The organism is Parabacteroides faecalis, from assembly GCF_022809355.1.
GTDB lineage: Bacteria > Bacteroidota > Bacteroidia > Bacteroidales > Tannerellaceae > Parabacteroides > Parabacteroides faecalis.
Window position 1 is genome coordinate 1 of record NZ_JAKZMM010000059.1, and the last position, 20,557, is coordinate 20,557.

Annotated in this window: 11 protein-coding genes; 3 read left to right on the forward strand and 8 right to left on the reverse strand. The window is 40.2% G+C overall.

The window, feature by feature from the left end; translation table 11 throughout:
- Positions 1-210 precede the first annotated feature (210 nt).
- The 3 genes from MUN53_RS16365 (at position 211) to MUN53_RS16375 (ending at position 4,969) form a co-directional block, all read left to right on the forward strand.
- Positions 211-2,052 carry a FimB/Mfa2 family fimbrial subunit gene (locus MUN53_RS16365; RefSeq protein WP_243326486.1) on the forward strand — a complete coding sequence of 614 codons (1,842 nt, stop codon included), beginning with the start codon at positions 211-213 and terminating at the stop codon, positions 2,050-2,052.
- Between the two features lie 31 nt (positions 2,053-2,083).
- Positions 2,084-4,276, forward strand: coding sequence for a hypothetical protein (locus tag MUN53_RS16370; RefSeq protein ID WP_243326487.1), 2,193 nt, complete (start codon positions 2,084-2,086; stop codon positions 4,274-4,276).
- 195 nt (positions 4,277-4,471) lie between these two features.
- Positions 4,472-4,969, forward strand: a complete 498-nt coding sequence (locus MUN53_RS16375; RefSeq protein WP_243326488.1) for a hypothetical protein — start codon at positions 4,472-4,474, stop codon at positions 4,967-4,969.
- A 195-nt stretch (positions 4,970-5,164) separates the two neighbouring features.
- Here the strand turns inward: MUN53_RS16375 and MUN53_RS16380 are convergent, their stop codons facing one another.
- The 8 genes from MUN53_RS16380 to MUN53_RS16415 all read right to left on the reverse strand — a co-directional run bounded on the left by MUN53_RS16380 (position 5,165) and on the right by MUN53_RS16415 (position 19,887).
- Positions 5,165-9,091 carry an InlB B-repeat-containing protein gene (locus tag MUN53_RS16380; RefSeq protein WP_243326489.1) on the reverse strand — a complete coding sequence of 1,309 codons (3,927 nt, stop codon included), beginning with the start codon at positions 9,089-9,091 and terminating at the stop codon, positions 5,165-5,167.
- Between the two features lie 93 nt (positions 9,092-9,184).
- Positions 9,185-10,834 (reverse strand): PCMD domain-containing protein, encoded by a 1,650-nt coding sequence (locus MUN53_RS16385; protein ID WP_243326490.1) that lies wholly within the window; start codon positions 10,832-10,834, stop codon positions 9,185-9,187.
- 6 nt (positions 10,835-10,840) lie between these two features.
- The gene (locus MUN53_RS16390; RefSeq protein ID WP_243326491.1) at positions 10,841-11,587 is read right to left on the reverse strand and encodes a hypothetical protein; all 747 of its coding nucleotides are present in this window, start codon (positions 11,585-11,587) and stop codon (positions 10,841-10,843) included.
- A gap of 20 nt (positions 11,588-11,607) precedes the next feature.
- Complete coding sequence (locus MUN53_RS16395) at positions 11,608-12,669, reverse strand: PDDEXK nuclease domain-containing protein (RefSeq protein WP_243326492.1); 1,062 nt, start codon at positions 12,667-12,669, stop codon at positions 11,608-11,610.
- 14 nt (positions 12,670-12,683) lie between these two features.
- Positions 12,684-14,906: a DUF4493 domain-containing protein gene (locus tag MUN53_RS16400; protein WP_243326493.1), complete on the reverse strand. Its 2,223-nt coding sequence runs from the start codon at positions 14,904-14,906 to the stop codon at positions 12,684-12,686.
- 7 nt (positions 14,907-14,913) lie between these two features.
- On the reverse strand, positions 14,914-16,209 hold the full coding sequence (locus tag MUN53_RS16405; protein ID WP_243326494.1) for a DUF4493 domain-containing protein: 1,296 nt from the start codon (positions 16,207-16,209) through the stop codon (positions 14,914-14,916).
- A 59-nt stretch (positions 16,210-16,268) separates the two neighbouring features.
- A complete protein-coding gene (locus MUN53_RS16410) occupies positions 16,269-17,126 on the reverse strand; it encodes a DUF4493 domain-containing protein (protein ID WP_243326495.1) in 858 nt (285 codons plus the stop codon).
- A 19-nt stretch (positions 17,127-17,145) separates the two neighbouring features.
- A complete protein-coding gene (locus MUN53_RS16415; RefSeq protein WP_243326496.1) occupies positions 17,146-19,887 on the reverse strand; it encodes a DUF4493 domain-containing protein in 2,742 nt (913 codons plus the stop codon).
- Positions 19,888-20,557 lie beyond the last annotated feature (670 nt).

The window sequence follows — 20,557 nt, forward strand, 5'->3', positions numbered from 1 at the left end:
CGAATTATAGGGAAGATTAGCGCACTTACAATCCTACAATACATCAACTATAAAAACAACAAACCCATTGGCAAAGTTAAATATGCGCTAATTTAATTCCGCCAACGGGTATATAATATAAAGGAACGATAGGACCTTGAAACTGTTCTATTGACGTTTCAGATACAGCTTCAGCCTATCGGTCCTTTTTTTCTGAACAGACTTTTACGTATGAATCTACAACGATATTTCTTATTCCTGCTCGTAATACCTTTTCTTTTTGCCTGCGATGAGCAGGATAGCTGGGAAAAGCAACCAGACGCAGTCCGAGGTATTGTGTTTCATCTGACGGAAGAACCTTTCGACGGAGAGACCTTGCAGACTACCAAATCAACCGGTGAATTCAGTCGGGTTGAACACCTGATTGTTACAGAAGATGGTGAAGCTGTACCGAATATTAAAAGTACGTACTTGCCTGACAGCCGGAAAATCTTCGCTGAAGGATTACAGGTAGGAGACTATAAGTTATTGGTTCTGGCTGTCATGGGCGACGAAACCCAGGATCAGGCCACTGTACATCCGATCTCGTCTATCCATGATACGTGGCTTACTTTCCCAGAGAACCTGCAACGTCCGCTGGAGGCAGAATATTTCTATGCTCAGATTCCTTTTTCGGTATCTCTGAACAGCAACGGACAAGAAGAGAGCTCTTTATCGGAAGTCAGCCTGAAAAGAATCATCGGGAAAATCTCTTTCGACTTTTCCTACAACAACGATTATGTCCGCACGGCAGTCACTGAACTGACGATGGATGCGTCGAATACACGTTTCTATACGTCTTTCTCGGCCAACCAGGAATATTCCGGACAGAGTGACGGCTCTTTACAAATACAATCTCTTTTAGAGAAGAAAGAACTCCTGTTTATGCCGGTGGTAGGACAAGAAAGTACGGGTACGATCGAAATGAGCAAATTACATCATACCGACCAAGAGAGCAAACAGCAATATTCATTCCGGATTCATATCCAACCCAACAGAAACGAACAAGTCAATACGGTCTTGTCGTGTGATGATGATCAGGACGGAACTGTCTTCGCGACTGCTCGGGCTTACGAAGAAAGTGAGCATTACAGCATCTTAAGTGATTCCGAATCCAAAGAGGTCTATTATGATGCAAGCCAGCGTTCATTCCGGATCAATCAGCCGCTTCAGGTACGTATCGACGAGAATGCCATGTTGCATACTCGTTTCTACTCGGTCCGTCCGGTCAAAGGAATGACAATCTACGCCCGGATCAGCCAATACAGCTCAGAATGGCTCAAGTTTGCTTATTATGAGGAAATACCGATGTTGGGAGATGCTCTCCTGCCGATTCCATTTATGAGTAGAGATGTCATCTACTATACGGAATCCGGCAAGCGGGTAAAAATACCCAGACAGGAAACTTTTACCAACAGTCAGATCGAATTCAAGCTTGTCTCTGATGATCCGTACTGGAAAATGATTGAGCAGATAAAAGTCAACTGGTATCTTTCCTTTGCCTCTTACGGAGGCGATCCGGATGCTCCCGACGGACAACCAGCCGGTAACTGGAGAGGTGTGCGTCCGGTCCATATTCGGGAATACATTGCTTACTTTACCAATGTAGCCTATATGTGGGAACTTCCGGAGTGCGAACAGACCATGCATGATTATGTTGCTGCCAACGGTGAGTTCCATGATGATGCCAACCGACCGGTTCCGGTGAGTACCATCATGACCAAGTTTCGGAGCATGTCGTCTTTTAAGCTGGGACTGATCAAGCCGGGTGCTGTTGCCGGATTAGGTGGTATTGGTGTGTACGGACTTGCCCAGTATATCCTGAACTATCATTACAGCAATACCTACTATTGCAGTCTGGCATTTCATGAGTTAGGACATTGTATGGGATATGGTCACAGTTCATCGTTTACCTACGGACCTTGGGCAGAAAGTGTTATGAATCACTTTTATGTCAACAACATTCACCGGTTCCCGATTGATTCGTGGGAATACCTGCGATCCAGAGAAAATCCGAATTTGTATAATCCATAATAAATAAAAGCGTAACTGCAGTCTATTCAATATGAAACAATATGTTATGGGGTTATCAGCCCTTCTTTTTCTGCTTGTGTGTGTTTCCTGTTCGGAAGATACGGCAAGCTTATCTCCTGATTTGAACCGACCGGGTATCAAAGTCCGGACTGTTTCTTTCGGAGCACAAGGAACGACTACCGAATTACCGGCAGAGAAAAAGATCGCTCATCTGGCCGCTTATTTATTCTCCGGGAATGCGCTGGTGCGTTCATTTCCGGATCTGGTCATCGGTTCCGACAGTATCTGCCGCATTGATGCCGAAGACGAAACCGGAAAGCTTTATTTCCTGGCCAATACGACTTCCGACGTAAGGGAACAAATCTATGAGCAAATGCCGGAAGAGGAATTTCTTCGTCTGACAATGCAGAACCAGGTAACCGGAAATGCACCGCAGATCATGTCGGCTACAATGGACTTGGCACCTTCTGCCATGGGTACAACAGTTCATCTACAGCGTGGAATTGCCCGAATTGACTTGGAAGTTGCCTCTAAATCCGTAGCCGTAAATGAAGTAACGATTGCTCATGTATATCAGGCAGGTTATTTATTACCGCAGGACGACATTCAGGCTGTTCCGGATGCACAACAGGAAAACCTTGTCCGGACATTCGATGCTGCCCAGACAAGTAATGTTCCCGGTTTGTTTTATTTATATGAGCAACAGAACAGCCAGTTGGCTGTCAAGGCTAAAGTAACGATCAACGGTGTTACGCAAATATTACAGACGTCTTTGCCTCAGCGTATCGTCAGGAATTTTGTCTATACACTCCGGATCAAAGGGACCGGCGCCAAGCTGGAAGCAGAAATCCTGACGAACCAGTGGGAAGCCGGCGATCAAGAGGAAGGCGCTGTGAACGATCGGGTTTCCGTAGATCTCCAATCATTACCGGCAAACGTCACATGCGAAGGGAATCGGATTTACATCAGCCATGTGGGAAACAACTTCAGCTTCCGCCTGCACAAACAGGAAGCAGTCAATGTTCAGATCAGTTCGTCTGATTCTCATTTCCAGGTGACTCCCATGGCTGATCCAACTTCATTTCAGGTCGTAGCTCATCATCTTTCTCCCGGTGTGAGCGAGAAATGGGTTCATCTGGATGTTTATCCGGTAAACGAACCGGATGTCCGGATCGGACGTATCAGTCTGATCCAGCAGGCAAACCCGACAGAACTGACGGGAGCCTTGAGTTTTGATGAGAACTGGCGATGCGACTTCGACCGTTACATTGACGGCGAACTGGGAGTATTCCGGCCACAACCGGGTAAAGAGATTCGGGTGGAAACAGATGATATGCCCTGGTTGAAAGTCTATCCGGAAGAAGGAAACCGATACCGGGTTGTAGCCGGATGGAAACCGAATGATCCGGATGCTGACGGCCGTACGCAAGAAGGGAAAATCATTATCTGCAATGCCGACGGCAGTGAACCGGAAGAATTCTTCGTGACGCGCCAATACTGGGGATTACCGGTTGTCAACGTCAACGGAACCTGGTGGTGCAAATACAACTTGCGGGGAAATGTCAAACGCTTTGAAGACCAGATTTTGGTAGCCAACGACCCGGCAGCCGGAAGAGATCTGGGCGAGTACCTGACTAATTGTACCGATGACGAGTTCCTGCATATTCTGGGAGATCAGTATCAGGGTGGTAATCCGGATGGTTTACCGTTACGCCACGATGGTTCCAGCTTCTATTACGAAGGAATGAAGGCTAGTGCCGGCAATTTCGGAACCATTGATCCGACTGTAATGGCTCCCGATGGCTTTGAGATACCCGATTATGATGATTACCGTTTCTTTACGGCCAACAATAACTTCAACCTGGGCTATGGCTCCAATGCATTTAACAACAACTTGGGTCAGCGCCTTACATTTGATATTGTGGAACGTGATGCGACTTTCCTCGGAGCTTCGTACGGACCGGTCAATTTCTATGACTTCAACTACAATGATACCCATTTCGTTCTCTGTGGATTAGGGCATCAATATAGTGTAGATATCGGAAACATTGCCAAGATGTTTATTATATTTGGTACATATGGAAACAGTGGCTCAACCTGGCTGATTGAAGGTAGTGCACGAGCTACAGGAACCGGAAACTGGTATAAGTTTGCCGGACAAAACTCCACCAAGACGCGTACCTTACGCTGTGTAAAGACACCGGTTGAGTATATTATCGAATAAGCAATCCGCTTCATCAGGAACAGGCACGGAAGAAAAAGAATCCGTGCCTGTTTTATTTGTCCTCAATTGTGTTCTTTATGTAGTAACATTTTGCTTCGGATCAACAGATTTAAAGATCTTATGAACTTTTTACACAGTTTGCTTGTTATCATTTATATAGTAATCAAACGAAGTCCTTGACAGAAGGCAAATATCATGAAAATTCAGTTTGAGATCAAAGAGACGTTAGCCGGTATATTAGACCAGCTACTGCATTCCGACTTTTGGATTACCGAAGTGGAAGAAATTGATGACAAGAGAAAACGTATCAAGATCAGAGATTTTGCATATCCGCAAGAAGCGACAGCCGAAGTTTCTGAGAATGAGATTCTGCTAAAGACGGCATGGTCAAAATATACCTACCGTTTGTATGAAGTAAACCATGTATGCTGGTGCGAATATACAGGGGCTTATCGGGGATTATTGGAACAAAAGCTTCTCCCTATCATAACGCCGAAAGAGAATCTGCTCGATCAGCCTGTTCACAGCTCATTACTGGGCGACATGCACAAGCCTTTGCGCGAATATGCCATGGACAATCTGAAGCTGAAGAAGTTCCGTCAACAGACCTTCGGCGACATTGGCTTCTCGACCAACGATCATCCGAAACGGGTGTACGATGCGTTTATCAAGGAAGACTATATTCCTGAGTAGATGTTTCACTCCTTTTCAGGCAAACACTATGGACTCACAACCATCGCAACCGAATCAAGAAGATGTATCCGTGGTCCCGCTCCCCGTATCCTATCAAATGGATCAAGTAATAACTAAAATTCCTCCAACCGCTTCGCCCCATCTTTGGGTTGTGAAGTTGTTGGAGGAATTTTTATAAAGCAGATTTATTTTATCTTACCGTACAAGTATTTTCCGTACATCAGAATCTCCTAATCGAACAATATACTCACCTTTTGACAATGGAATAGTAGAATAACCTGCTGTCATTTTCATACGTTTCACTAATATACCAGTATAAGCATAAACATACAAATCTGCAGGTTGAGCTGTATAAACGCACAAATTACCGTTCGAAACATAAATACGATTATCAACGACATCAACAGCTTCATTATCCGTCACCATCTCTCTTGCCTTCACAAATTCAGCTTTTAATGTTTCTTCCTTTGTTACGACAAAAGGATAAGGATTGAGTGTGTTTCCATCATTCCAACGTAAAAACATATAGTTTTTCTCAGGAGTAGCCGTCAATATCACTTCCGTACCGATCAGAACAGAATCTGATTCTGAAATAGCAACCTGACCACCCACTGTTTGTTCTATTGATAATTTATATTTATTCTTCTCCAAACCTGAGACTACGACCTTAGTATCTGCCGTCACTTTATCTAGCACATAATAATAAGTGGATGATTCACTGGCAGATCGTAATTCTGTTACCGGTTGTAAGATATCGTCTCCTACTTTTACCTTAATATTCTTACTTTGACTATAAGCTGGAAGAACGCTCAAACGGAATTTGAGAGAAGAGCCAGATGATACAGACTCTGCATTTCCACCATCCATAGCAGCAATACCACATCCAGCAGGAAACTCAAATTGCACTTTACAACCAGTACTCTCACTCTCTTTCCATAATGGAATATACTGAGAGGCATTCGATAATTTGACAATACGCGGATTTTCCTTATTGTTATCATTCCATTTATCAAATGACTTACCATTCGGAGCTTTAGCTGTTATAGTAACCATAACATCTGCATATACAGCTGAATCAGTTACTGATTTTCCAGTTTCCATGTTGATACACGCTACATTATCCGGCAATTCGAACGGAAACTCTTCTTCCGGATTCTTCTGAATACCCCGTACTGAAATCGAATAATGCTGATGGATATAATAAAGACTATATACTTCCCCTACAGGTTCCAGTTCTTCTCCATTAGCATAGACAACAGGTTGAGACTGGTCATAATCCTCATCCAAACGCAAATAGAATTTGCAGGTTCCACCATCATCGACTTCGTTGGAATAAGCAGAAAGGGTCTTGACTGTTACTCCTTCCATTTCCGGGAATACAACTTTGTAGACCTTTTTCGTTTGAGAGAATTGAGCTGATAATGTCAAATTATTGTACACAATGACATCCCGTATAGAATCAGTTACACCATCAGACCAACGAATAAAATAATATCCCGGATTAGGACTTGCCTTTACGCTTACGGTATCTCCACCTTCAACAGTTCGAGTAGCAGTTGTTTCATCATCGGCAAATACAATTTGACCGCCTACTGTCTGCTTTAATGTAACATTATATTGTTTCCGGGTAATGCCCGATACCGTAATCTTCACATCCGATTTTTGATCCCAAAGACGATACACACCGCTTGCATCACCATATACCCGCGTTTCATTATTGGCCCAGACTCGTATATTGTCTGTCGAGTCAATAATTGTACGGTCAAAGAACAATTTGAATTCAAACATACCACCAGAAACTATAGCCGAAATAACATCTCCACCATCCGGTGCCAAAGCTGTAACACCTGCTGGCAGATCAAAACTAATGGTTATTTTATCACTTCCAAACTTGATGGTCTGGCTGGCTACACCATCTTTGTAACCACTCTTCCGGGCAATTCCCTGAATAACAATATCAGTAGCCGATGAAGAAGTTACCTGAAATGGCTTTGTATAAGGTTCAGGTTCTGAACCGGCAATCGAATAATAAAGCTTAGCATCACTGTCTGTATTTCTCAATGTTACCCAAACCGATTCTCCTACCGGCACATAATCGGTATTGGCCGGAGTTGTTTCTATTTCCGGCTTTGATGCGGTTGGCCTACCATCTATAAAGACGGCAGATATTGTCAATCCACAAGAATCGGGCATTACAACCTGACAAGGAGAAGATGAAAACCGTTCTCCATTGACCAGCAATTTATCCAGTGTATATGCTGAAGAAGAAGGCTGTGCCGTTATCTCCAGGCTCGTTCCTTCATCTACAACACCTCCCGATTCTACCGTTGCTCCTGAAGAAAGATTCTTTACCGTAATTGTTCCACCCTCGGGTTGTTTGATGATTACTTGCCGTCCCCCTTTCCATTCGGCATAGAATGTTCGGTCTCCGGTCTGATCTTTATTTTCATTGAATGCAAAAGGAACGACTGTTTGCCAACCGTCTTCTGTCTGATCGGCTGCATGCCAGCCAACAAAGGTATAACCGGAGCGGGTCGGAATAGGCAAAGTTACAGTCTGTTCAATGGTATAATTCTTCGGAGCATCACTGGGGACAGATCCGTTATAGAGATATTCGTATGAGAGTGCATATTGAATGGGCTCCCATTTGGCATATAAATCAATGTTCTTTTCAATACCTGCAGGAATCGTTGAGATTGGTGTATCGCTACCATCTTCTTTATAACACCAGCCTAAGAATTTATAGCCTCTTTTATTCCCACTTCTTGGTAAATCGACGGCTAAAGCGGATGTAAAACGAACAGTTTCCGTAGGTGATGACATTTCATCACTGTTCCAATGCAAGGTGGCAAAATAAACCTGAGAAGCCTTTGCCTTCAAAGTAACACTTCCTCCTTTATCCATTCCAACCTTATCTTGGAACCAGGCTAAAGTTAATTCTTTTACCTGCTCCGTTTCGTTGTAATACCAACCTGCAAATTCTTGATCTTCGTCTTTGGATGTAAGAGAAGGTAAAGTATATGGTAAATTATTATTCTCAGAAAATTCCTGCCTCAGGGTAGTTACCTCAAAGATCGTCTGATCATAGTCATAATTCACCGTATATAAAGGTATCCAACGAGCTGTCAATGTCAAATTTCCGGTTGAACCATGATTAATTTGTCCTACAAGATTATTATTCTCATCATACCAACCTACAAATTTATAATTATCACGAATAGGAGTAGGCAATACGTATGTTTCATCTTCTACCGTATAACTTGTTTTTTCAGAACCATCCAAGGTTCCTCCTAAAGTGTTATAAGTAATATCATATCGAATAGGATTCCATTCGGCATTAATTGTTATAGTTCCACTTGGTTCGCGGTTAGTTAATACTGGAATATTATTTACTAATATGGCATCCTCGGGGAGTTGCCATTTAATAAAGTTATAGCCTAAGCGAGTTGGATTTTGTGTAGGCCAACTAAAAACTCCATTATCCAACGTATAATTAACTATGTCTGGGAAAGAACCTATTCCCTCTACTAAATTAAATTTAGCTGTATATGAAGATACTTTTATAGTAGTTGTTATCCAATCATTTGATATTCCATCTTTTGCACCAGTAAAAGTACTTTCATAGCTATCAGATCCCGTTCCTTCTATAAAAGTTCCATAAGGCACTATCTCTTTAATTTTTTTTTCTGTATTACTGAAAATAGTATATGCCATATTATTTGTTCCAAAACCTACAGCTTGTAATACAACATCACAAATTATAAGATTTCCCTCATAAAAAGATAATGCAAATGCATCTTTACTTGTAGAACCCCATAATTTATAATTTGTTTCCGCACTAATAATACCATTTTTTATTAAGATATTTCCCCCTTTTATAGCAATAGTTACGACTTCAGCTCCTTCAATATGCCTAAATATTTTTTTTCCATTCAAATCCAATATCACATCATTTGATATTTCCAAAATAGAACTCAGTTCAATATCAGCTCCAAGAATCACTGTTCCTCCTTTAGAGATAGCAGTGCGCAACTCACTTTCAGTTGTTACTTGTGCATTGGCAGTAATTGTTCCAACAATCATCACCAATAGCAATATATATTTCCAAATCCATTTTCCCATATTTCGTTTTCTTTTTAAACTTTATTTTTCTGTCCGTCGGACTGTCCGAAAGTCTCTCCTTGTACTTTTTCTGCCCATCAAACTGTTTGAAAGCTACTCAAATACCAACTCACATTCATCCAGCAAGAGAACACTCGACGTACTACCCGTAAAATAATCCCCGTATTTACTTGCCGAAGCCACAATCAATACATAGGTTGGCTTCGTCGTTAAATCCCGATAAGTTAACGGAATGGTGAAAGCTGTATAATCCCTAACCGTTTCTCCCTGTTTCAATTCACCAAAAGCGACCATCGATTCATTGTTCCACGTCAGATCAACAAAAGTTCCTGTATTGGTATTGACCGGGAATGGCTTATCCCAAGTAAACAAGGCGACATAGATGTGGCATGTATCTTTCACGCCCATCAACGACTCGTAAGGAGCTTTTGCTTTGTCAATCGTTCCGGAATTATACTTATAATATCCTTTCAATGCCGAAGGACGACCGGTGTAAGGACGACCAAAATTCAACGAGGCTCCGCTCAAACCTTCTACCTTGCCAAACGATCCTGTATATAGACTACCAGCAGCAAAAACTCCGGCTACCGTTTTACTTTCCAGACGGGCAGCTTTCCCCTGTACTACATCATTGGTTTCCGGCGAAGTCGGATTGGCCTCACCAACCGCATTCGAACCTTTATTACCCGAATCCCAGAAATAGTTTTCTTCCGTCAGATCGATATTGGCATACCAGCTTTTTCCGTCTTTATACCAGTCATCAAATGATAAATTCGGTATTTCCACAATCGCTTCGGTTGTGAATGTGCGGATTTCATCCGTACGATTATCCACCGTCACTTCATACTCGTATGTAGTTTCCGGTTTTAAATGGGTAAATAAGACCGTAAACGAACCATCTTCCCGAATCTCAATCTCATTTGATAAAGCAGACTCCCAGTCACCAGCTGCCGATTCATCAGTAGCTGCCAACCGATAACGGGCCGATACCTGCCCGGTCTTGGTTTCTCCTTCCAGATAAGCCCGTTTCGCCCAAGCGGAAAGCGTAGTTGTATTACCCTCATCGCCCGTCGGATAACGCACACTAACCGTCCATTCTTCCGTCTCGCCAAAAGCTGTTACCTGAAATATACGAGGACGTGTAAAATCGGTTACCAATGCCGGGTCCGGTTGTATCACCGCATTAGATGGTCCCAATTGCAAGGTTTCGATTTCTATATTAGTCAGTTTAGGTTGGGAAACAGAATCGACTAAAATGACTACCTGTAAATTATCCTCATCGATCAATGGCGAACCTACCATATTTTTGACTTTCACAATCCGATTGATATCCCGTTCTACCGTTATCGTCCAAGGATAATCCTGATAGAGGCTCAATGTAAATTGAACGGGGTTCTCAAAGTTAACCCGTGTGTTGGCAGTCACTGGCAAACTATCAGCCGAGGCAAATCCCGTATCCGGGAAATGGGCAAAATCGATACAAGCCTTTTCATCCGGAACCACCTTTGCCTGATTACTTACTTCCAGACGGGTGATCCGAATATCCCGGACATCTAATGTATCTGTCACCTTCGCAACCACCGTACGGGCTTCAGCATCTATCTTAACCGAAGTCATTCCATCCACTTCAAACCCTTCAATGGCACACACAATGGTAGGCAACGGAAAATCATTTTTGATACAGGATACCAACAGGCAAGTTAATACTCCCAGACAAATCTTATAGAAACCTTTCCTCATCATGGCTCATCATAAATAAAAAACGATTCCTAAATCAATTGAAAGCAAATTGATCTTGAAATTAGCTGAACTGGCAGTCCGCTTTCCGGTATAAACCTGATCTTTTTTCTGATCATACCAGTTAAAATTCAAACCGGCTACACCAATTGATGCTTCTACAGCTGTAAAATCATTCACAAAACAAGTGATACCAGGAGCGACACTCAGATTCAGATTATGTTTCAACTGATACATACCGCTCAGATCTGTTCCTGTACCCGTTGAACTGGTTCCTGCAGAATAGCCGTATGCCAAACGAGCTTCATTAAACAAGCCAAAACGTTTGCTGTCTCCTAAGTTCAAATAAGTACGGACAAAGAAAGAACCCGTATAAGTATTGGATTCACCATTATAATCTTTCACCTCAAAACTCAAATCATCTCCCAGATCCAACGAAATATTATCAATCTTCGTAAAGGAACGAGAATAAGTAAAACGCCCACCAATACTGATATTATCTGCAATAAAATAACTGACCAATGGTGTTACTTTAAAAGAATAGCCCTCACTATTAATATCCTTTAAGACAGATAAAAACTCAAAATTCTGATCTACATGTTCATTATACGAAAAGGTTGCCCCGACCATCCATTGTCCTTTCGGTATAAAAGTCTTCATAACGATACCCCGATCGTACTTATTCTTCTTCGCCATCACAGGACTGGTCATAAACCATGTCGTCAACATCAATAAAATATAAAAGCCCGCTTTCTTCATTTACTTTATCTTATTTACGATTACTCTTTTTTATCTAACTTTTGTTCCGTATAATATTCTTTCGCTATAGCAATTGCCCGATGTAACTTTTCCGAAAGAATCTTTTTATCAGGCAATTGAGTATAATATTGCGCAACTTTTACCGGACTGTCCTCATCCAGCATTAAATATTCAATATGCTCTGTATTCCCTTCCGAACATAAAATCAATCCTATAGGAGATTCTTCCCCAACTTTACGTTCGTTCCGATTTAAATACCGCAAATAAAGCATCATCTGTCCTTCATACTCAGGCTTAAATTTACCTAACTTCAAATCAATCACAATCAATCGCCGTAACCCTCTATGGAAAAAAAGCAGATCCATATAATAATCTACAGCATCTACAGTAATCCGCTTTTGCCGATCAATGAAAGCAAAATCAGTTCCCAATTCTTTTATAAATTGCTGAATCTGATTTAAAATAGATGCTTCTAAATCTTTTTCTGTAAAATTATCCGGCAATCCCAGCATGTCTAAAAAATAGCTACTGCGAAAAACTAAATCCGGTAACAATTGATTTGTTGCCTTTACCTGCTTCAACTCTTGCTTGATGACTTCTTCTGGCTTACGGCTAAGAGTTGTTCGCTCATACAGTAATTCATCTATTTTTCTATCTAAAGTTCTTGTATCCCAATGTTCAATCCGACACATCTCCATATAAAAAGAACGACCTAACTCATCAGTCACACCCATTAATGACCGAAGATGTGTCCATGTTAATTGGGTACGCGTTGCGTACCGAATTTCGTCTTCCGAAAACACATAAGCAGCTCGTATGCAATGTTTCAATTTTTCGTAGCCCCAACCTTTACCATACCTCACAGACAATCGCTCTGATAAATGTTTGACTATTTGTTTTCCGTATTCAGCCCGTTCATTAAAAAGGATATCCTCTTTAATCCTCTTTCCAACCAACCAATTTGTCATGCAAATTTCGGTATTCAAATAAGAGGCTATTCTTGTCCGAGCCGTATCAATAATTTGACAAACGTCCACATATAGCGTTTGTTCCTTCGGATTTTGAATCAGGTCCTTTTCCATCCTTGCTTGAGAACTTATTGATTATCTTTTATAGAAACAGGTGTCAAACCGCTATATTCAGTTCCATTAAAACACTCAGCGTTATAGCTGTAATCCAAACTGAATTCATCAACATACATGACGCTTGACGTTGAACCTGTAAATACATCTCCATCTTTACTTGATGTTGCCATAATAATGATGTAGACTGGCGTACCAGTATCAGGCATCTTCCCTTCATAATAAGTCAAAGGAATAGAGAATTGCGTATATACATCTACAGTCTGATCAATTACCAATTCACCATAAGCAAAAACAACTGACGCTTTCGGATCAAAACGTACTGGAGTTCCACTTAAAGGAGAACTTACAATTTGCGTAGAGGTCATCAAGGCAACATATATCATACCTTTATCTTTTCCTGAGCCGTTATAATCTATATCGCCTGCTTCATATTTATACCATCCTTCTAATTTTGTTGGAAATCCATTATGTAATTGTCCATAACTTAATGTTGCCCCACCTGAACCTGCCTCTTTTATTATTCCAGAGAAAATACTACCTGCAGAAAAAGCGCCTAAATTCAATGCTGCTATTCCTACATATTTAGAGACAAGCCGAGCTGCACTTTTATTATTAGGAGCATTAACTATATCTGTTGTTTCTTGATATAAAAGTTGGTTCCCATTTATAGCAGCTCCTAAATTTCCTGATTCCCAGTATATATCTTTCCCACCCTCATTTGAAGTCCAATAAGAATAAGTTCCAGCCAGCGCTCCTGTAGTTCTTCCTGATCTTTCACTCCATTCTTCAAATCCCAAATTAGGCACTTCCTCTGGTTGCGCAACAATAAAGGTTTCAACTGAGCCTTCATCTTCACCTGCTACAGCCTGATATTCATAAGTTTTTCCCGGTTGTAAATCGGTTATCAAAGCGGTAAACGTACCATCTGCCTCATTTTTAGTAACCGATTTTATCTGCTTATCACTACCACCTTTTTCACGGACGATAAAACTTGCCTCCTCTAAGTTTCCAGCTGTTCCTTTTAACACAGCAAAGGAAGTCCACAACACAACCTTATCCGTAGTAACTTTAACATCCGCCTTAATCTCAAAAGAAAAAGATATTTCTTTCTGCTGATATTGTTTATCAACTACCGTCATGACAAACGTATGCGTCGCATTTTTATTTCCATCCGGCTTCAATTTATTCAACAAAGACGTAAAATCAAGCGTCTGAGCCTCTGTCGTTTCTGCATCAATATTAGGGAACCCTTTGGCCACCGCTAAGTTCCATGTATCCAAATCGAATTGTGGCAAATCTTCAAACTGTAAAGACGAAGCCTTAACCGTAACAGATTGAATACCTCCGGGAACTTCCATCAATAACGATGCCTCCGGTGGAGTTTGAGCTACACCATCTACTTGAGGCCGGAAAGTTATCTTTCCTTCTTCAAATCCACCTTGTAAAGTCAGTTTCGGCTCACCAGCCAATTCTTCTTCTTTAATAGAAATCGTACAATTAATCTCTGTTGGATCTTCATCGCTAACAGAAATATCAAAATCAGCTCCGGCCTCTTCATCACCGTCGCCTTCATTGCTCAATTGATAAATCAAATTATAATGATATTGAGGCTTAATATCCCGTATCACCCGCTGCAGTGTAAATTCGTTTCCGTCTTTGTTCTTCAGATACAGACGGGCGGTCAAATCACCTTCCGACACGAAATAACCCGCCCGATATTCATCCCGGGCATAAATCAAAGTTCCGGATTCGGTACTGACCGTATCACAGTAATCAATAAATGTAGCCTTCAGTTTCTCCGAATAAGAAACTGTTACTTTTGTATTTGTAATTTTACAGGTAACCGTAGCATTCGTTATCTCTCCGGATTTTATTTCCAAAGGCTCTTCAGTCTTACCTGCATAGAAAGGAGCCTCCCAAGCAGCACCTGCCGTCTGACTGGAAGAAACCAATACCTGATAATTTCCAACAGGCAAAAGAATTTTTTCACCTTTCACATCCTCCAGATAATCATCATACGTTTTAACCGTGTCACCCGAAGAAGATAAAAGATATACCCGCAAAGATTCATCTGTAACCGGTTTGACTGATTTAGTCAATGTAGAATTGTCTTCTTCCACACCTAAATACAAATAACCGGTAGAAGCCAAACTGTTCTTGTCATCATCGCATGCAGTAAATAGCCAGCATAGACATAACAGACAATAAGTCAAAAAATATGTATATCGTACCATATATCTTCTATTTTTTATTCAATTTAATTGTTGCAGATGCAGACTTTCCATTATCGTCTTTTACTTTTACCACGAACGAATTAGTCGTATCCAACATTTCCAAGAACGGAGAAATATCAAATTTTAAATTGCCTTTGTCTCCTTTTGATGGAACTTCTAATTTTTTACCCATACCTGACAAAAGATCATTTATTTCATCTACTGAATTTTGATCCAGCAGGTCGAGTTGCAAACTAATCAAAGAGCCAATATTTACACCTACGTCTAATCCTGCCAAACCCGTAGGCAAATACAAGTTGATAATAACACTCTTTGTTGAAGAGGTAATAGTTTGTACTGTATTCACATCAAAAGCTTTCCCATCAATCGTACCAGTGATCGTAGGAGACTGCTGACTTGGATCAACTGGATTTTCACCACCTTCTCCATCATCCCCATCGCCATCATCTGGATTTTCACTACCTCCACCATCAATAATATCAGAAGGAATTTCAATAACAAAATCCTTCTCAATCAATGAAATATTGACAGTTATAAAAGGACGATCTACAGGAAGGTCCGGTTTTGTATCTCCTGGATCTTCTGGTTCATCCGGTTCGTCAGGATCTTCCGGCTCTTCTGGTTCATCTCCACCACCTGGCTGAGTCTCCATAATATCCAAATCTACCAGAATATTATTGTGATGATTAATTTCTTCGTTCTTCGACATGTCATAATTATAGACTAATTGGTCTCCCTGATGATTCGTTGCATAAACCGTAAACCGAAGAGTTCCGGTATCTTGTAAATAAGCTCCCCTATTTTCATTTTTATCAAGCGTCAATACACCTAACCCATTATCCAAAACAATAACGAAATCACTTCCAAAGTTAGCCGTGAAATTATCTGAATAACGAAATGTCACTTTTTTATTATCCAATACACAAATAGTCTGGACTTTAAGTACCTCTTTAGTTACAATTTCGAATGTATCACGCCCCGCATAGTACGGTTTATCAAAAGCAGCCTTTACATTTTCTCCTAATTCTGCCAACATCGTATATACACCCGGAGAAAGCAATACACCACTTTCAGCTTTCATTTCCTCATAATTGGGATATGACTTGACTAATGAACCATCTGAATTATAAATTGAAACAGCAAAACTGTCAGTTTCCAATGTTGCACTAGCTAAATCAGACGACTTCGTATCTAAAATAGGGGCTTCTTTTTCTGCTATTAAATCCAAATCCAATAAACCAGCATCACCCATTAATTCAAAGTCTGTATTATCTTCTATTCCTCCCAACAGATCCTTTTTCATTTCACAGGAAAAAAGAAACGGGAGTAAGAACAATCCTATCCAAGCTACATATTTATGCATCACTTCAGTTCCTCCATTTTGTAATTTCCAACTAATGCTGTCTTCACTGCTGCAGCCTGAGCTTCAGGACCGGCATCCAGATAAATTACATAATATTCACCAATTTGCGGTACAGATCCATTATTATCAAAATAATATGTTCGCTCAGGATACCATTTGTTGGAACTGCCCAAACGAACTCGAACCTTTACTATTAATTTCCCCTGATCACTTGTACAGCCTTTCAAAAAATAACCCGTATCTAATTTTGTCTCTGTTTCCTGCCCGTCTATTTTTTGTTGACAAAATGACCAAACAGCATCTGCTACACCGTTATAAACATCCATTTCAAAAGCATAATTCAAAGGATCTGTTTCCAACAGCTGCTGAAATTGTTCAGACAGCCGCAACTCAACCGCTAAACTGGCATACTTACAATTTACCGAAACATTGCTAACTCGTTTTTCCTCTACGATAAACTCTGATTTACCTTCAAAATAGACTTTGTCTGTCACTTCTTCTCCTTCTGCTGGGACAAAAGAGGATGCCACTATTTGATAAGTACCTACCGGCAATTGCAAAGGAAGTCCGTTATCAACCAAAGCTTCATACGAATCAAAGGCCTTTACCAATGTCAAAGATCCATCATTCCCTTTCTCATAAATCCGAAGCGGGAAAGTAGTAGGATCCATATCAAAATGATGTACGGCACGCGTCATTATCGTTGGGATATCAAATTCTGTCGGAGATTTGATTTCCAAACGGACAGCTCCCATTCCTTCAGGTATTTGTTCATCAGCTTCATTTATTCCTACCTGATCATTCGTACAAGCAAACAACAACAGCCACAAAGGCAATAAATAGAAGATCGATTTCATATTATATAGTCGTATCCTTTTATTCATAAATTAATTCTACATTGTCAATATACAACTGGCTACCAACGTATTCGCCACCCGTTAAATTTCCAATTCCAGGTTGTATCGGATAATCATCCTGATCTGTACTAGTTTCTTTTCCTGAAACAAAACGAATATACATTGATGACGCCTGATTAAAAGATTTATATTCTAATTTAACAGTTTGATTTGTCCAACTAGCCATCAATGAACCCTCAAACTTAGCGCTTGCCACTTCATTATTAGAAGCATCTAAAACGACAATTTCAGCCAAAAAAGAATCACTTCCCTTCATTGGGTTTAAATACTTATAATCGAACTTAAAACCTTGAGGTCGAGAAGCAAATCCAATTCCATATTTTGCATTATTGGTATATTCACCTAAAAATAATTCACCAGGTGTTGATTTTTTTATTACAGACGGGAAATTCACAACTGTAAAATCTCCTCCTGCAGAGTTACCACTTCCCCAGCCGACTGTTCTAACTAACGCTACAGTCTTACCATCTATAACATCTTTAATAGTACCAGAATTTGCACTATAACGAGTCCAAGGATACCCTTTGACCGTCAGACCATCTAACCCTGACCAAAATGAAAGTTCATCAGTTCTGATTTCTCCCTCACTTGTTGTTAGCTTGTTCAATGTATCCCAATGTTTATCTGTTTTATGTGCATAGGGTAAATACACTTCCCAGCAACGAAAAGGTGCATTTAGCGTAAATCCAAATACATTCCCATTCATTGTATCATCACCAACTAAATCAGATCCATTCTTATCTTGTTCTATGCTCCACTCTTCAAATCCTTTATTCGGAATATCAAGTATGGCTTCAGTCGTAACTGTCCGTTCCTCACTCTTACGATTATCTTTCCCATTATATATAGCCTGTAACATATAAGAAGTTTCAGGATCTAAACCTGTCAGAATTGCTTCATACCTGTTATTCTGCTTCTGTACTTCGGGAGATACAGGTTGTCCATCACACAAGAACGTTAATTTTTGAGGATCACCTTTCAGTAGGTCTCCTACCAAATAAATCCGCTTAGCAAAAGCATGACCTTCCGTTATATCCAGCGTAAAGACAGGAGCATTTACAACCAGACTATGTTCCACCGATTTTGCTTCATTTCCTTTCTTATCCTTCATCCGGAAAACAAAAGTATAAGTCGTACTACCTGTTTCCGGCGCAGTTAACCGCGTCGTGAAATCTTTTGGGAATGTCACTACTGCTGAACGATCATTCGACTTCTCAATTTGAATTCCATATAAATCGCTTAATTCATTACAATCGTCAACATCTGATATTAAGAACTGCTGTAATTTCTGATCAACTTGGATATCTAAAAACGTATTCTGCTCATCAATTCCTCCGGAAGCCGTATAACTGAACACAACCGCAGAAGTCATTTCATCACCTTCTGTTATTTCGACCGGTAAACTCCCTTCTTCCACAATATAAGGTGTTCCTGCAGCCAATACACGCGCCTCAAAACTGACGGTATCTGTTGTAAAACCTTTACCCGTCGCATCCTTTCCATACACCTGAATGTGATATAAATACTCACCCTCATCAGGCGTAGGAAATGAGTTAAGCGCTTCTTTAAAATAGATTTCTCCACTTCTTACCTGCTCATTTAAAACAATATTCTTATCGTTGCCTGCCGTCCATGATAAGTTGTATGACAAAGCCGTTTCTACGTCCGAAGCCTCAGCCAAATCCAATTGAGTTTTAAATCCTTCTGCCCCTTCTTTCCAATATTCTATCACCAGAGAAGAAACACCTCCTGGCATCGCATACGAGACATTCACTTCCTCATCAAACAAACCATCGATCAAAAAAGTAGAGCCATTTTCAAATCCGGCAGCTTCCGAAACATCCGGTTTATCCATTTGTCCCCACATATAATCCGGGATCTCAGTAGTTATTGAAAGTTTTGTCAATGTATCATCCAGCATAACGTCAATACCAATACCCTGATTAGTTTCACTTAAGCTCAGTAAAACTCGGACACTTTGTCTAGGCTCCAACTTTAATGGCTCACTTACATAAAAAGCCGTAAATTCTGTTTCTTCCGGTTTCTTCACATATACAGTAATACCCACATCTGTACCATCCTGCCCGGTCCGTAAATAAAGAGGACGTTCTTCCCCCTTATTTACAGTAAAACTACCGTTAACAGAATCTTCTTCTTCAATATAATCTGTAGAAAAATCCACCGTATAATCACTATATATTTTATCGAAATCCGGCGTACTTTCTATGGTCACACGAGCATTTGCCAATGTACAAGTAACACCTACAGAGGTATTCATCTGATCTCGAACCACAAAACTGGTACGACCTTCAAAATAGGGATTTTCAAAACTTGCAGCCTTATCAGATCCTTTAAAAGCCTTTAATATAAAAGAGCCTTCCGGTAATTCAATAGTAGAAGGCATTGATTCATATCGTTTATATTCATCTACAACCTTTTCTGCTTCGTCTAAGATCTGAACCGTATAATCAGAAACATCCAAAAAAGAACTCAGTTCATCACTTAATGACGTACGTGTTACTTTACCATTATTTCCTATATGAAGAGATGTTGTATCTGCATCTAATGATGTCAAGCTCATACTTCCTGTCGGAGTGATTTGATTATCTGACATACATGACGCAAATACCAATGACAAAATGGAAAAGAAAATTATCTTTTTCCAATTACTTACAAACAAAATTGATAAAGGCTTTATCATTTCCTTAAAATTAGCACACTTTTTTCCGGTTGCAAAGGAACAACAATTCACAAAGCCTCACAAGGTCAATTTGTAGAAAAATATATTCTTTTTTTTATATCTAAATGTTTCTGTTTTTTCGTTATCTGTTTGTTTTTGCAGGATATATGAATTTCATTTTAGCTAATGATTGTTCCATTTATTAGAATGAGATGTTCTATTTTTTGAATAAGTTGATAACAGGGAAAAGCTTGTTGGTGGTTCATTTTTCCTGTCGGTTATGTTCCAACCGAGTAGCAATCCGATACAGATATCCAGGAAAAATCGGACACAGAAAAGGCTTGAATCACCTCATTTATTAGACTATCAGGCAGATAGAAGAAAGGTGAAAGATAAGTATAAAAATAAAGTCTGTCCGATTGTCGGGAGTTTTGAAAAAAGAAGATACAGGAACCGTTTTTGATTCTCGTTGGCTTCGTTTTAAGACATCCTGTCTTTTCAGAAAAAGCCGGCGTGTTTTTATCAAAAGCCGGCGTAAATTGATGAAAAGCCGGCGTGTTTTCAGGAAAAGACAGGCAGCGATTGACTATGCCTAAATTTACTTTACACTTTTTTGATACGTTACTAAAAAACTCTACAGATAAAATAAGTCTTACTAAAAGGCTTTACATATTACCTTTGCAAAGATAAA